The sequence below is a fragment of the Streptomyces torulosus genome (genome assembly GCF_001419765.1).
In the GTDB taxonomy this organism is placed as follows: domain Bacteria; phylum Actinomycetota; class Actinomycetes; order Streptomycetales; family Streptomycetaceae; genus Streptomyces; species Streptomyces torulosus.
Genome location: NZ_LIRK01000670.1, coordinates 1 through 13841, shown reverse-complemented (window position 1 = coordinate 13841; position 13841 = coordinate 1). Strand labels below are relative to the sequence as shown.

At 73.5% G+C, this 13841-nt stretch carries 10 protein-coding genes; 5 read left to right on the top strand and 5 right to left on the bottom strand.

The window, feature by feature from the left end:
• On the top strand, positions 1-1259 hold a 1259-nt coding region (locus AOK23_RS37020), incomplete at its 5' end, for a peptidoglycan recognition protein family protein (RefSeq protein WP_055716873.1).
• A gap of 257 nt (positions 1260-1516) precedes the next feature.
• Complete coding sequence (gene manB, locus AOK23_RS37015) at positions 1517-2599, top strand: mannose-1-phosphate guanylyltransferase (protein WP_055716872.1); 1083 nt, start codon at positions 1517-1519, stop codon at positions 2597-2599.
• Between the two features lie 217 nt (positions 2600-2816).
• Here manB and AOK23_RS37010 read toward each other — a convergent pair whose 3' ends face one another.
• From AOK23_RS37010 to AOK23_RS36995, 4 genes are all read right to left on the bottom strand, one after another.
• The gene (locus AOK23_RS37010; protein ID WP_055716871.1) at positions 2817-3818 is read right to left on the bottom strand and encodes a DNA-3-methyladenine glycosylase family protein; all 1002 of its coding nucleotides are present in this window, start codon (positions 3816-3818) and stop codon (positions 2817-2819) included.
• A gap of 97 nt (positions 3819-3915) precedes the next feature.
• A complete protein-coding gene (locus AOK23_RS37005; RefSeq protein WP_055716870.1) occupies positions 3916-5244 on the bottom strand; it encodes a coenzyme F420-0:L-glutamate ligase in 1329 nt (442 codons plus the stop codon).
• Positions 5241-6200: a 2-phospho-L-lactate transferase gene (gene cofD / locus AOK23_RS37000; protein ID WP_055716869.1), complete on the bottom strand. Its 960-nt coding sequence runs from the start codon at positions 6198-6200 to the stop codon at positions 5241-5243. Before cofD ends, AOK23_RS37005 begins: the two co-directional genes overlap by 4 nt.
• An 81-nt stretch (positions 6201-6281) precedes the next feature.
• On the bottom strand, positions 6282-6779 hold the full coding sequence (locus AOK23_RS36995; protein ID WP_055716868.1) for a cysteine dioxygenase: 498 nt from the start codon (positions 6777-6779) through the stop codon (positions 6282-6284).
• 672 nt (positions 6780-7451) lie between these two features.
• Here AOK23_RS36995 and AOK23_RS36990 point away from each other — a divergent pair.
• The 3 genes from AOK23_RS36990 (at position 7452) to AOK23_RS36980 (ending at position 13054) form a co-directional block, all read left to right on the top strand.
• Positions 7452-7715 (top strand): WhiB family transcriptional regulator, encoded by a 264-nt coding sequence (locus AOK23_RS36990; RefSeq protein ID WP_003975777.1) that lies wholly within the window; start codon positions 7452-7454, stop codon positions 7713-7715.
• A gap of 237 nt (positions 7716-7952) precedes the next feature.
• Positions 7953-11570 carry a glycosyltransferase family 2 protein gene (locus AOK23_RS36985; RefSeq protein ID WP_107102964.1) on the top strand — a complete coding sequence of 1206 codons (3618 nt, stop codon included), beginning with the start codon at positions 7953-7955 and terminating at the stop codon, positions 11568-11570.
• Complete coding sequence (locus tag AOK23_RS36980) at positions 11567-13054, top strand: DUF5719 family protein (protein WP_055716866.1); 1488 nt, start codon at positions 11567-11569, stop codon at positions 13052-13054. Before AOK23_RS36985 ends, AOK23_RS36980 begins: the two co-directional genes overlap by 4 nt.
• 188 nt (positions 13055-13242) lie before the next feature.
• Here the strand turns inward: AOK23_RS36980 and AOK23_RS36975 are convergent, their stop codons facing one another.
• Positions 13243-13698: a metallopeptidase family protein gene (locus AOK23_RS36975; RefSeq protein WP_055519820.1), complete on the bottom strand. Its 456-nt coding sequence runs from the start codon at positions 13696-13698 to the stop codon at positions 13243-13245.
• Positions 13699-13841: the final 143 nt, after the last annotated feature.

The window sequence follows — 13841 nt, the reverse complement described above, 5'->3', positions numbered from 1 at the left end:
CCGGCCGCACCCAGTCGCTCCCCCTGGTCCCGCGCGCGACGGACCGCGCCCTCGGCCCGACCGCCGAACAGGGCCTCGGGCGCCGGGGCGTACGGTCCTTCTCGCTGGTCGGTGTCGTGTGGGACGACCCGGACACCGAACTGTACGGCCGCGTCCAGGTCCGTACCCGGGCGCGCGGCACCACCCACTGGTCCGGCTGGCAGGACATCGAGACGCACAACCACGAGCACGCCGCCGACCCGGACACCGCCGAACGCGCCTCCAGCCGGGTGCGCGGCTCCACCGCCCCGCTCTGGGTGGGCGAGTCCGACGGGGTCGAGGTCCGCGTACGGGCCGAGGTCAGCGGTCGTACGGCCGCGCCTGGCGTCCAGATGCTCCCGGAAGGCCTACGCCTCGAACTGGTCGACCCCGGCACCGGCGTCCCGGAGGCCGTGTCGACGCAGGCGACCGCCCCGGCGTCCGGGCCGGTTGCCGACCCTCCGCCCGTCGGCACCCCCGTGGACGCCTCGCGCCTCGGCGCGCTGACCGTGGAGTCCGCCGCCGCCTCCGCCGTCAACGCCGACCTCGCGCCGCTCGGCGCCACCGTCATCCCGGCGCTGTCGCGCAAGGCGACGGAGGCCGGGCTGGCCGACCTGGAGCCGGGTATGAAGCCCTACATCGGGCCGCGCCCGCGTATCGTCACGCGCCGCGGCTGGGGCGCCGACGAGAAGCTCCGCGAGCGGGACTTCCTCTACACGAAGAAGGTCCAGGCGGCGTTCGTGCACCACACCGCCTCCGGCAACAACTACAGCTGCGACGAGGCGGCTTCCGTCATCCGCAGTATCTACCGCTACCACGTGGTGAGCAGCGGCTGGCGGGACATCGGCTACAACTTCCTCGTCGACAAGTGCGGAAACATCTACGAGGGGCGCGCGGGTGGCGTCGCGAAGGCCGTCATGGGGGCCCACACCCTCGGTTTCAACACGAACAGCATGGGGATCGCGGTCATCGGCAGCTTCGGCACCACCAAGCCGCCCGCCGCCGCTGTGACGGGCATCGCGCAACTCACCGCCTGGAAACTCGGTCTTTACCGGGCGAACCCCAAGGGCAAGACGGACCTCATCTCCGGGGGTGGCAATCTGTACGCAAAAGGTAGGAAGGTACGACTGAACGTGATCTCCGGCCATCGTGACGGGTTCGCGACCGAGTGCCCGGGGGGGCGCCTTTACGGAAAGCTCGGTACGGCCCGCTCGAAAGCCGCCCAGTACCAAGGGCGGTAGGACGGCGGCAGGTTGAAGGGGGAACCGGGGGCGCGACCGCCCCGACCGCACACCGGTGAGCCGGCCGGAGGCCACCGCACGGCAGCACAGCAAGGCAGGGGGCACGCCCGCAGTGCCCCCGCGAATGACCCCGCCGACCTGCGAAGCAGCAGACCGGCGGGGTTCCGCACGTCCATGAAGGCGCCATCGAACGGTCTGCATAAACTGGCCGGCCGAAAGACAGTTCGGCCGGTCCCGGCAGGAAGCAGAGACGACAGGTGACAGAAGCGATCCTCCTGGTCGGCGGCAGAGGCACCCGATTGCGTCCGCTCACGGTGCACACTCCGAAGCCCATGCTCCCGGCGGCCGGAGTCCCTTTCCTCACACACCAACTGGCGCGGGCGAGAGCGGCGGGCGTCGACCACATCGTCCTCGCCACCTCGTATCTGGCCGAGGTCTTCGAACCCCACTTCGGCGACGGCTCCGCCCTCGGCCTCCACCTCGAGTACGTCACCGAGGAGGAGCCCCTCGGCACGGGCGGCGCCATCCGCAACGCCGCCGCACACCTCCACTCCGCCCCCGAGGACCCCGTCCTCGTCTTCAACGGCGACATCCTCACCGGCCTGGACATCCGCCGCCTGGTCGGCACGCACCGGGCGACCGGGGCGGACGTCTCGCTCCATCTGACCCAGGTGACCGACCCGCGTGCCTACGGTCTGGTCCCCACCGACGAGTCGGGCCGCGTCCTCGCCTTCCTGGAGAAGCCGCAGACGCCCGAGGAGATCGTCACCGACCAGATCAACGCGGGGGCGTACGTCTTCCGCCGGTCGGTCATCGACACGATCCCGGCGGGCCGCCCGGTCTCGGTGGAGCGCGAGACGTTCCCGGACCTGCTGGCGGCGGGCGCCCACCTCCAGGGCATGGTCGACTCCACGTACTGGCTGGACCTCGGCACCCCCGCGGCCTTCGTCCGCGGCTCCGCCGACCTCGTCCTCGGCCGCGCCCCGTCCCCGGCGGTGCCCGGCCGCTGCGGCGACCGCCTCGTCCTGCCCACCGCCCGGGTGGCCGGTGACGCCAAGCTCACCGGCGGCACGGTCGTCGGCGAGGGCGCGTTCGTGGGTGAGGGGGCGCGGGTCTTCGGCAGCACGGTTCTCGCGGGCGCCGTCGTCGAACCCGGCGCGGTCATCACCGACTCCCTGATAGGCGCCCGCGCCCGCATCGGCGAACGCTCCGTCCTCACGGGCACGGTCGTCGGCGACGGCGCGGTCATCGGCGCGGACAACGAACTCCGCGCCGGGGTAAGGGTCTGGTGCGACGCCCAGATCCCCACGGGGGCGCTCCGCTTCTCGTCGGACGAGTAGGGCGCCTCATAGCTCGGGGCGCGCTGTCTGTTCGGCGGGTGCGGGTGGTGTGTGGTTTCTCGCGCAGTTCCCCGCGCCCCTGAAGGGAACGGGCCTGCGGCCCGCCCTTCATCGGAAAAGCACGGGGCCGCAGGCCCCTGCTTTTCCAGGGGCGCGGGGAACTGCGCGAACGGCCCCCACTCACCCGCAGTCGCCCACGCACCCCCCGGCCCCGAGCTCAAAGGCGCCCGATGTCCCACCGAGGCATCTTCGGCGTCCGCCGCCCCGGCACCCGCCCCGACAGCAGAATGAACCGCGCCGCCCGATGCCGCTGCCCCGCATACGGCTCCAGCAGCGACAGCATCACGGAGTCGTCCGCGTCCCGGTCGCCCGCCAGCGCGTAGCCCACGATCCCCGGCAGATGCAGATCCCCCACGGTCACCGCGTCCGCCGCCCCATGGCTGCGCTGCACCGTCTCCGCCGACGTCCACGGCCCGATGCCCGGCACCAGCTCCAGCCGTGCCCGCGCGTCCTCCGGCGACATCCCGACGGCCTCCTCCAGCCGCCCCGCCACCCGCACCGCCCGCAGGATCGTCGACGCCCGTTTGTTGTCGACCCCGGCCCGGTGCCACTCCCACGACGGGATCAACGCCCACTCGCGGGCCGTCGGCATCACGGACATCCCCGAGGGCGCGGGCCCCGGCGCCGGCTCCCCGAACTTCCGTACGAGCAGCCGCCAGGCCCGGTACGCCTCGTCCGTCGTGACCTTCTGCTCCAGGATCGACGGGATCAGCGACTCCAGCACCAGCCCGGTCCGTGTCAGCCGCAGCCCTGGACGCCGTCGCCAGGTCGCCGCCACGATCCGGTGCCGGGGTACGAACGCGTCGGGTTCGTCCGACGCCCCCAGCAGGGGCGGCAGTCGGTCGAGCAGCCACTCGCCGCCGGGACCCCAGGACTCCGCCTCGACGGCACCGCCGCGCACGGCGACCCTGAGGGTGCCGGCCCCGGCTGGGGTGCGGCAGACCCGCCACACGGCCCCGTCGGCGGTCGCCCGGAACGTCGGATCGCCGGGCCCCCTCTTGAGCGGCCCGAGCACCAGCCCCAGGTCGAACGGCCCCTCAGGCGTCCACGCCCGCCGAAGCCCCGGCGCGGCCGCGGGCCGGGGCACCCCACCGGGCACCACGACATGCCCGCCTCGCACGGTCGTACGAGTAGGTCGGGGGGAGAAACGTCCGGCCACGATGAGGTCCTAGGAAGCTATGGGGCGCCCTATGAGCATAGGAGGCGGTGGTTCTGCCGAGGCGGCAGTTCCCCGGAGGGAGAGGTGTCCGGACCCCTCACCGCACCTCGATGAACGCCCCCGCGTCCCGCTCCCCCCGGGCGGGCGGCTCCGCCGCCGGGTGCCCGACGGCCACAGCACCCATCGGGTCCCAGTCCTCCGGCAGCGCCAGCACGTCCCGTACGACATCCCGGCAGAACATCGTCGAGGACACCCACGCGGACCCGAGCCGCTCCCCGGCCAGCGCGACCAGGAAGTTCTGCACCCCGGCCCCGGTGGCGACGACGAACATCTCCCGCTCGGCACCGTCCCGCCGCTCGTCCCCGTAGGTGTGCGACCCGTCCATCACCAGACACGGCACGACGAGGTACGGCGCGTTGCGCAGTACGTCCCCCCGCCGCACCCGCTTGGCGATGGACTCCTCGCTCTTGCCGTCCCGCCGCAGGTCCGCGATCCACGCGTCCCGCATCGCGTCGAGCAGCCGCACCCGCGACTCCTCGGACTCCAGCAGCACGAACCGCCACGGCGTCGTGTGGTGCGGCGCCGGCGCGGTGACGGCGGCGGCCACGGCACGCCGTACCGCCCCGGGGTCGACGGGCTCGTCGGTGAACGCCCGCACGGTCCGCCGCTGGGTCACCGCCAGCCGTACGGCCTCCGAGGTCCCGAGCCGGAACATGTCGTCGCGGGCGCCCCTGACCAGGGCCTTCGTACCCTCGCCGGAGTCCTCGGCGACGATGTGCGCGAGGCCCCGCACGACGGCCACCGGCAGCCCGGCGGCCTTGCCCTTCACCAGGTCACCGGCGGCGGCCAGCTCGTCGGCGGTGGCGACGACGGTCGCGCTCAGCGGATTGCCGTGCGCGTCCGTGCCGCCGCGCAGGTCGTCGAGGACCCGTACCCCGGCCGCGCCGATGGCCACGTCGGTGAGCCCGCTGCGCCAGGGACGCCCGAAGGTGTCGGTGACCACGACCCCGACCTCGACCCCGAGCGCGTCCCTGATCCCGTCCCGGACGGCCCGCGCGGAGGCGTCGGGGTCCTCGGGCAGCAGCAGGACGGTCCCGGCGGGGGTGTTGGAGGCGTCGACGCCGGCGGCGGCCATCACCAGGCCCTGCCGGTTCTCCACGATCCGCAGGGCACCGCGCCGGGCCACGACTCGGACGGTCTCGGCGTCGATCGCGGCCTCCCGGTCGGCGGCCTCGACCGTCCGGCCCTCGGCCTTGGACACGATCTTGGAGGTGACGAGCAGCACGTCCCCGTCGCGCAGCCCCGGCTCGGCCGCGGCGATCAGCTTGGCGAGGTCGTCCCCCTGCTGGATCTCGGGAAGGCCGGCCACGGCCCACACCCGGTACCCGGCGGTCGGGGACGCCTCTCTCGCGGTCTCCTCGCTCACGCGGCCCGCACCTCCTCGGCGAGCGCCAGCGCCGCCCCGGCCATGGCCGCGGTGGCGTCGAGGTCGGTCATCATCAGGGGCACCGCCCGGCAGCGGATGCCCGCGGCCTCGACGCGTTCGACGGTGCCGGCGTCGACCGTGTCGACGAGCCAGCCGTCGAGCAGCCCGGAGCCGTAGTGCTCGGCGACGGCCGCGGCGGTGGACTCGACACCGACGGCGGCGAGGACCTTGTCGGCCATGCCCCGCACGGGCGCGTCCCCGACGATGGGGGAGAGCCCGACGACCGGCACCCCCGCCTCGGCGATCGCCTCCCTGATGCCGGGCACGGCGAGGATGGTGCCGACGGAGACGACGGGGTTGGACGGCGGGAAGAGGATCACGTCCGCCTCCGCGATGGCCTCCAGGACGCCCGGCGCCGGCTTGGCCTGCTCGGCGCCGACCGGCACGATCGCCTCGGCGGGCACGGAGGCCCGCAGCCGCACCCAGTACTCCTGGAAGTGGACGGCCTTGCGCTCGCCGTCGAGGTCGACGGCGACATGGGTCTCGACCCGGTCGTCGGTCATGGGGATGAGCCGCACCCCCGGCTTCCACCGGTCGCACAGCGCCTCGGTGACCGCGCTCAGCGGGTATCCGGCGCCGATCATCTGCGTCCGCACGATGTGCGTGGCGAAGTCCCGGTCGCCCAGGCCGAACCACTCCGGTCCGACGCCGTACGCCGCGAGCTCCTCCTTCAGATGGAAGGTCTCGTCGGCCCGGCCCCAGCCCTGGTCCTCGTTGATGCCGCCGCCGAGCGTGTACATCACCGTGTCGAGGTCCGGGCAGACCTTCAGGCCGAAGAGGTGGATGTCGTCCCCCGTGTTGCCGATGACCGTGATCTCCGCCTCCGGAGCGGCCCGCTTCAGGCCGCGCAGGAACCGGGCACCACCGATGCCACCCGCCAGAACCACAATGCGCATGGGAGCCAGTCTCGCAGGCGCCCACGACAACGGACCGCGCCCCCGCCCCCATCCACGAACGGTTTCGGCCGAGGTGTGGCGTCAGGCCGTGGCGGTCGCCGTCCGTGTCGCGCAGGCCTCGGTGTGCATCGGCATGTCCGTCAGGCCCGGGTAGTAGATGTGCAGGCTTATGGCCGGTTCCAGCGTGTCGTTGACGACCTCGTGCGCGTAGCCCGGCGCGAAGACCCGCTGCGCGCCGACGGCCAGCACCCGCGTGCCCCGGTCGGTGCGCTCGGTCAGTGTGCCGTCCAGCACGGTGAGCACCCCGGACGAGCCGCCGTGGTCGTGCAGCCCGGTGCCCTGACCAGGCACCCAGGACAGCAGCCACACCTCGTACCCGGGGCCGGTGCGCAGCCGGTGGTACCAGCGTGTCGTCGCGTCGTATTCGACGAGGTGCTCCCACTGGGCGCGGTCCTCGGCGATGGAGCGGGCCAGTCCGGCGAACTCGGCCACGGTGACCGGATGTTGGCGCGGCGTCCGCAGGAGGTGGGGTACCTCGAGGATGTCGCCGGCGATCTGGAGGTCGCTGTCGCTGTTCATGGGATGCGGTGGTCCTCGGCGAAGAGTGTGGGGGATGGCTGGGTGTCGCGTGCCGTCCGCCCGGGTCACGGGCGGGGCGAACGCCCGGGTCACGGGCGGAGGGGAACAGCAGCCGAGCCGCGATGGGCTCAGTGGCAGCCGGAGCGCGTTGGGCTCAACAGCTGGGACAGCAACAGCTACAGCGAGCGCGGGCAGCACCGAGGGACCCGGCGGAGCGGGTCGAGGTGAGTGCCAAGTTCGCGAGCATGCCCACTAGGACAGCGGTTCACACCTCTGCTGTCAACTTCCCGTCCGGTATGTGGATGCCACTTCACCTCTTTCGGTGCATCACCCCGGTGAAAGGTTTGTGCATGGGAAGTCGGGGACACATGGCGCACAACCCGATACGGGTGAGTGCGAGCGGGCCGGAACGAGATCGAACTCCTGGACGTCTTCCCTCGTAAGGGAGGGAGACCGTACGGGACTTCCACCCATCGCCAGGCTGCTGTCAGGGTTTATGCCGATTTGAACACTTTCCGCATAGCCTTGGTTCCGCAGAGTGAATAAGGGGCCCAATAGCAGATCTCGGCTTGACTCGCCCGTAGCAGCACACTTGTAATTTCACTCGTGTCGTTCAGCCGAAATCGGTAACGGCCGCACGACGGGGACGCGAAAGACGGACGAGGGGCGCACATGACCGAGCTCGTGCAGCAACTGCTGGTCGACGACGCGGACGAGGAACTCGGCTGGCAGGAGCGCGCGCTGTGCGCCCAGACCGACCCCGAGTCCTTCTTCCCCGAGAAGGGCGGCTCGACCCGCGAGGCCAAGAAGGTCTGCCTGGCCTGCGAGGTCCGCTCCGAGTGCCTCGAGTACGCCCTCGCCAACGACGAGCGCTTCGGCATCTGGGGCGGCCTGTCCGAGCGGGAACGCCGCCGCCTCAAGAAGGCCGCCGTCTGAGCGCGCGCGGCGCTCACCGCACGCACCTTCCGCACACCACACACCACAGGAAGTCGGCAGTCCGCAGCACGTCCCAGCGGAACCGGGTGACCAACGGCCCGTCGCAGGTGGCTTGTCCACAGGCGGCGGGCCGCCGTGGTGCTCAGCCGTTAGTGTGGGCCCTCGTCCGAGACGTCCCGTTGTCCCCGCCGGACACAGACGTCCACCGCAGTCCATCGAACCGGGGCCCGTACCTCGATGTCCGTGCACAGCCACACCGCAGCCCACGACGCTGCCACCCCTGAGTTCCCACGTCATGTGGTGACCGCGGTCCTCGTCGCGCACGACGGCGCCCGCTGGCTGCCCGACGCGCTCGCCGGACTGCTCGGTCAGGAGCGCCCCGTGCAGAGCGCCATGGCGGCCGACACCGGCAGCGCGGACGACTCCGCCCAGCTCCTCGCCGACGCCCTCGGCGCCGACCGCGTCCTGCACCTCGCCCGGCGCACCGGTTTCGGCCAGGCCGTCGAGGAGGCCAACCGCACCGCGGGCGTGCTCACCCAGGACGACCTGGCCTACCTCCGCCGCCCCAGCGGCTGGGACCCCGTCACGCGCACGTGGCGCGACGACGCGTACGACATGCCCGAGCTCCCGCACGGAGAGCCGGTGCAATGGCTGTGGCTGCTGCACGACGACTGCGCCCCCGAGCCCGACGCCCTCGCCCAGCTGCTGCGCGTCGTGGAGAACGAACGCGAGCTGGGCCGGGACGACGTCGCCGTCGTCGGCCCCAAGCTGCGCGGCTGGTACGACCGCCGTCAGCTCCTGGAGGTCGGCGTCACCATCGCGGCCTCCGGCCGCCGCTGGACCGGCCTGGACCGCCGCGAGCAGGACCAGGGCCAGCACGACCACGTCAAGCCAAGCCTCGCCGTCTCCACCGCCGGCATGCTGATCCGCCGCGACGTCTTCGAGGAGCTCGGCGGCTTCGACCGCCGGCTGCCCCTCATGCGGGACGACGTCGACCTGTGCTGGCGCGCCACCGCCGCCGGCCACCGCGTCCTCGTCGCCCCCGAAGCGGTCGTACGGCACGCCGAGGCGTCCTCCCGCGAGCGCCGCACCGTCGACTGCGTGGGCCGCTCCGCCGCCTCCCCGCACATGGTCGACAAGGCGGGCGCCGTCTACACCCTCCTCGTCAACTCCCGTACCGCACAGCTCCCCTGGGTGCTGTTCCGGATCGTCCTCGGCACCCTGCTGCGGACCGTCGCCTACCTCGTCGGCAAGGTCCCCGGCCAGGCCGTCGACGAGATCCGCGGACTGCTGAGCGCGCTGCTGCGGCCCGAGCGGATCATCGCCGGACGCCGCAGAAGAGGCGGGGCGCAGATCGACAAGGGCGAGCTGCGCGCGCTGTTCCCGCCGCCCGGCGCGACCGTCCGCGCCACCGTCGAGCAGGCCGCCGGTGATCTGTTCGGCCGCTCCGACACCGAGACCTCCTCGGCCGGACGGCACGGCGGCGCCGTCGAGTCCGGGCCCGGCGACGACGACGCCGACTTCCTGGAGGTCGAGCAGTTCGCCCGGCTCAAGCGCGTCGCACGCAAACCGGGCCCGCTGCTCTTCCTCGTGCTGCTGCTCGCCTCCCTCGCCGCGTGCCGCGCGCTCCTCGGCGGCGGCGCCCTCGCGGGTGGCGCCCTGCTGCCCGCGCCCGCCGACTCCGCCGAGCTGTGGTCGCGCTACCTGGACGCGTGGCACCCCATCGGCCCCGGCGGCGCCGAGGCCGCACCGCCCTACCTGGCGATCATCGCGATGCTCGCCTCCCTGCTGTTCGGCTCGACCGGCCTCGCCGTCACCGTGCTCCTCGTGGCCTCCGCGCCACTGGCCGGATTCACCGCGTACTTCGCCTCACGGCCCCTCGTCGAGTCCCGGCTGCTGCGCGCCTGGGCGGCCGTCGTCTACTCCTTCCTGCCCGCCGTCACCGGCGCCCTCGCCGGGGGGCGCATCGGCACCGCCGTCCTCGCGATCCTGCTCCCCCTGATCGCCCGCGCGGGCGCCGCCGCGGCGGGGCTCACGAACAGCACGGGGGCGCGCGGCAGCTGGCGCGCGACCTGGGCGTACGCGCTGCTGCTGACGATCACCACCGCGTTCACCCCGATCGTGTGGCCCATCGCGCTGCTCCTCGGCCTGGCCGTGCTCGGTGTGCGGCGCCGCGAGATCACCGCGTACGGCCCGCGCTTCCTCGCCCAGCTGGGCACCCCGCTGCTGATCCTGGCCCCCTGGTCGCTCACCCTGCTGCCGTTCGGCTTCTTCCAGGAGGCCGGCCTGGAGTACGGGGCGAGCGCGGCCTCCCCGACCGATCTGCTCGGCATCAGCCCCGGTGGCCCCGGCACGGTCGGCGGCCTCACTCTCGTCGGTGTCGTCCTCGCCGCGCTGGCCGCCCTGTTGCGTTCGGAACGCCGACTGGCGATCGGGACCGCCTGGACGGCGGCTCTGGTGGGACTCGTCTTCGCCGTCCTGTCCAACAACTCCACCTGGGCGGGCCCCGCGACCCTGGTCTACGGCATCGCCCTGCTGGCCGCCGCCACCCTGGGCGCCGACGGGGCCCGCGCGCGGGTGGCCGAGCAGAGCTTCGGCTGGCGTCAGCCGGTGGCCGCGCTGATCGCGCTCGCCGCCGCCGTCGGCCCCCTCCTCGCCGCCGCCGGCTGGATGATCGGCGGCGCCGACGGGCCCCTGAAGCGCCGCGACCCCGTCCAGGTCCCCGCGTTCGTCGCCGAGGAGAGCGGCACCCGCGACCAGGCCCGCACCCTCGTCCTCGACAGCGACTCGGCCGCCGAGGTCTCCTACACCCTGGTCCGCGGCTCCGGCGTCCGCCTCGGCGACGCGGAACTCACGGCCGCCGCCGGACGGAACCGGCAGCTCGACAAGGTCGTCGCCAACCTCGTCGCCGGCTCCGGCGCCGACCAGGCCGACGAGCTCGGCGGCTTCGCCGTGCGCTACGTCCTCGTCCGCCCGGGCGCCCCCCGCGAGATGAGCCGCGTCCTGGACGCCACGCCCGGCCTGAGCCGACTCAGCCAGCAGGACGGCAGCGCCCTGTGGCGTGTCGACCGCGAGGTCGCCCGCGTCACCGTCGAGACGGGCTCCGGCGACCCGAAGTCCGTCGCGGCCGGCCCCGTCGACGTGCACACCACCCTCCCGGCCGGCGGCTCGGGCCGCGTCCTGCGCCTCGCCGACACCGCCGACGAGTCCTGGACCGCCACCCTCGACGGCAAGCCGCTCACCCCGACCACGGTCGACGGCTGGGCCCAGGGCTTCCAACTCCCCACCGGGGGCGGCCGGCTGGACGTCACCTTCGACGAGCCCGTGAGCCACACCGGCTGGCTGTGGGCGCAGGGCTCGCTCGCCGTCTTCCTCGTGGTCCTCGCCCTGCCGGGCCGCCGCCGGGACGTCGACGACGACCTGCCCGACGAGCCGGTCGCGGTACCCGCCCAGGACGTCACCGGCGACGGCCGCCGCGCCCGTCGGCTGCGCGCCCAGGCCGAGGCCGACCAGTCCGCGGACAACCCGCCCCCGCCCGCCGAGGAGGCCCCGGTGGCCGTCCCCGTCCCGGAGCAGCAGGCGTACGGCGAGTGGGACACCCCGAGTTACGCGGGCGCCGAGTACGGCCAGTACGACCAGCAGTACCAGGCCGCCCAGCAGTACCCGGCGGGCACCTACGACCAGCAGCACTACCAGGCGGACCCCTACCAGGGCGGCCAGTACGACCCGTACGCCTCCTACGGGGGCGACGCGGCCTCCTACGACCAGACGTACACCCAGGGCTACGACGCGACGTACGACCCGTCGCACGGCACCGGCGCCGACCCCGAGCGCCCCGACGGGAGCCAGCAGTGAACCGCACGACCCTGTCCCTGATCGCCGGCACGACCGCCCTCGCCGCCGTCACCGGTTTCGCCGTGCTCAGCGCGCCCGACGCCTCCGGCGGCGACACCGCCGTCGAGGCGGCCGCCCAACTCCCCGTGGAGCGCACGAGCCTGCTCTGCCCCCGGCCGAGCTCCTCGGACGTCGCCGAGACCGCGTACACGTCCTTCACGCCCGTCACCAAGGGCGCCTCCGGCAAGGGCGGCGCCCAACTGGCCTCCGCCGGCGAGGAGTCGGCGGACGGCGGCGGGAAGGGCAAGAAGGCCAAGCCCGTCCTGGAGCCGAAGGAGCCGGGCAAGCCCGTCACCGGGAGCACCGACGGCGGTGACGCGCCCGCGCTGATCGGTACGGCCGAGGGGAAGTTCGCGCCCGGCTGGACCGTCCAGGAGACCACCGAGGTCGCCGCCGGCACCGGCCGTGGCCTGCTCGGCGTCAACTGCACCGCGCCGGACACGCAGTTCTGGTTCCCGGGCGTCAGCACGGCCGCCGGCCGCACCGACTACGTCCACCTCACCAACCCGGACGACGCGGCGGCCGTCGTCGACATCGAGCTGTACGGCAAGGACGGTGAGCTGAAGTCGACGGTGGGGGAGGGCATCACGGTCCGGCCCCGCTCCACCGAACCCGTCCTGCTGTCGACGCTCACCACGGAGAAGCAGGCCGACCTCACGATCCACGTCAGCGTCCGCAGCGGTCGCGTCGGCGCCGCCGTGCAGGCCCTCGACGACAAGCAGGGCGGCGACTGGCTGGCCGCCGCGGCCGACCCGGCCGCCACCGCGGTCCTCCCCGGCATCCCCGAGGACGCCACGTCCGTCCAGCTGATCGCCTTCACCCCTGGTGACACCGACGCCGACCTGAAACTCCGGCTCGCCTCGCCCTCCGGGACGATCACCCCGGCCGGCAGCGAGACCCTGCACGTCAAAGCGGGGATGACCGCCACCGCCGACCTCGGCGCCATCACCCGCGGCGAGGCCGGATCGCTCCTGTTGAATCCCACCGACGAGTCGATCCCGGTGGTGGCCGCCCTCCGCGTCGTTCGCGGCAAGGGCGCCGACCAGGAAACGGCGTTCATCCCGGCCACGCGTCCGGTCGGCAAGCGCGCCACGGTCGCCGACAACCGCGCCAAGGGCACCACCCTCGCCCTCACCGCGCCCGCCGGGACCGCCAAGGTCAAGGTGACGGCATCCGCGGGCGGCTCCGCCGGTGAGCCCACGACCAAGACGTTCACGATCAAGGCGGGCACCACCCAGAACGTGGAGTTCCCGGCCCCGGCGGGCCTGAAGGGCCCCTACGCCCTCACCGTGGAACCCCTCACCGACACCCCCGTCTACGCCTCACGCACCCTGGAGTCCAAGGTCGACGCCATCCCGGCCTTCACCATCCAGACCCTCCCCGACGACCGGGGAACGGTAGCGGTCCCCCAGGCCCACGAGGACGTGGCGGTACTCCAGGACTAGGCGCGCGGGGGTGTTTTAAGGGGCGCGGGGAACTGCGCGAGAAACCACAACGCACCCGCACCCGCCACATCACACGCACCCCCGACCCATAAGGCGCGGACGCGGGGTCGAAGGGGCGGCAGCCTTCGGAACGGGACGGGTAGGGGCGGCGGGGGCGGCCCTTCCCGGGCGCACCCCTCCCGGCGGGGTCAGTCCTCCCCGTACCGGGGATCCACGGTCTCCGGGTTCAGCCCCAACAGCTCGGCGACCTGCTCCACGACCACCTCGTGCACCAGCGCCGCCCGCTCGTCCCGCCCCTTCGTCCGGATCTCCACCGGCCGCCGGTACACCACCACCCGTGCGACCCGCCCCTCCCGCGCCGGCACGATCCCGCCGAGCGGCACCGCCTCGTCGTTCCACACCCCGTCCCCCGGCCCGTCCAGCCGCGGCACCTCCAGGACGAGGAAGTCGATGTCGGCCAGCTGCGGCCACCGCCGCTCCAGCCGCTCCACGGAGTCCTGCACGAGGTCGGCGAAGACCTCCGCGCGACTCGCCGCGAGCGGCACCTGCGGCGGCGCGATGGGGCCGCGCATCCCCCGGCCGTGCCGATCACGACGGCGGGGCCCGGGTGCGGAGGCGGCGGGCGGCGGTACGAGGTTGTCCATCACCTGTGAAGCGTAGTCCTCACGAGGTGCGCGCGCCCGGCTCCACACCCCGCGCCGCACCCCCGCTCCGACACCGCTGACCTGGTACGTCCAACCGGCGCGCCGAACACGGGTGCGCCGCAGGGCCGTACGGCCCGACGCCG

What these genes read in the sequence shown, in the direction of transcription:
- cofD (WP_055716869.1), bottom strand. Translation starts at nt 6,200, where the DNA reads ATGCGCATTGTGGTTCTGGCGGGTGGCATCGGTGGTGCCCGGTTCCTG.
- AOK23_RS36995 (WP_055716868.1), bottom strand. Translation starts at nt 6,779, where the DNA reads ATGAACAGCGACAGCGACCTCCAGATCGCCGGCGACATCCTCGAGGTA.
- AOK23_RS36990 (WP_003975777.1), top strand. Translation starts at nt 7,452, where the DNA reads ATGACCGAGCTCGTGCAGCAACTGCTGGTCGACGACGCGGACGAGGAA.
- AOK23_RS36985 (WP_107102964.1), top strand. Translation starts at nt 7,953, where the DNA reads ATGTCCGTGCACAGCCACACCGCAGCCCACGACGCTGCCACCCCTGAG.
- AOK23_RS36975 (WP_055519820.1), bottom strand. Translation starts at nt 13,698, where the DNA reads ATGGACAACCTCGTACCGCCGCCCGCCGCCTCCGCACCCGGGCCCCGC.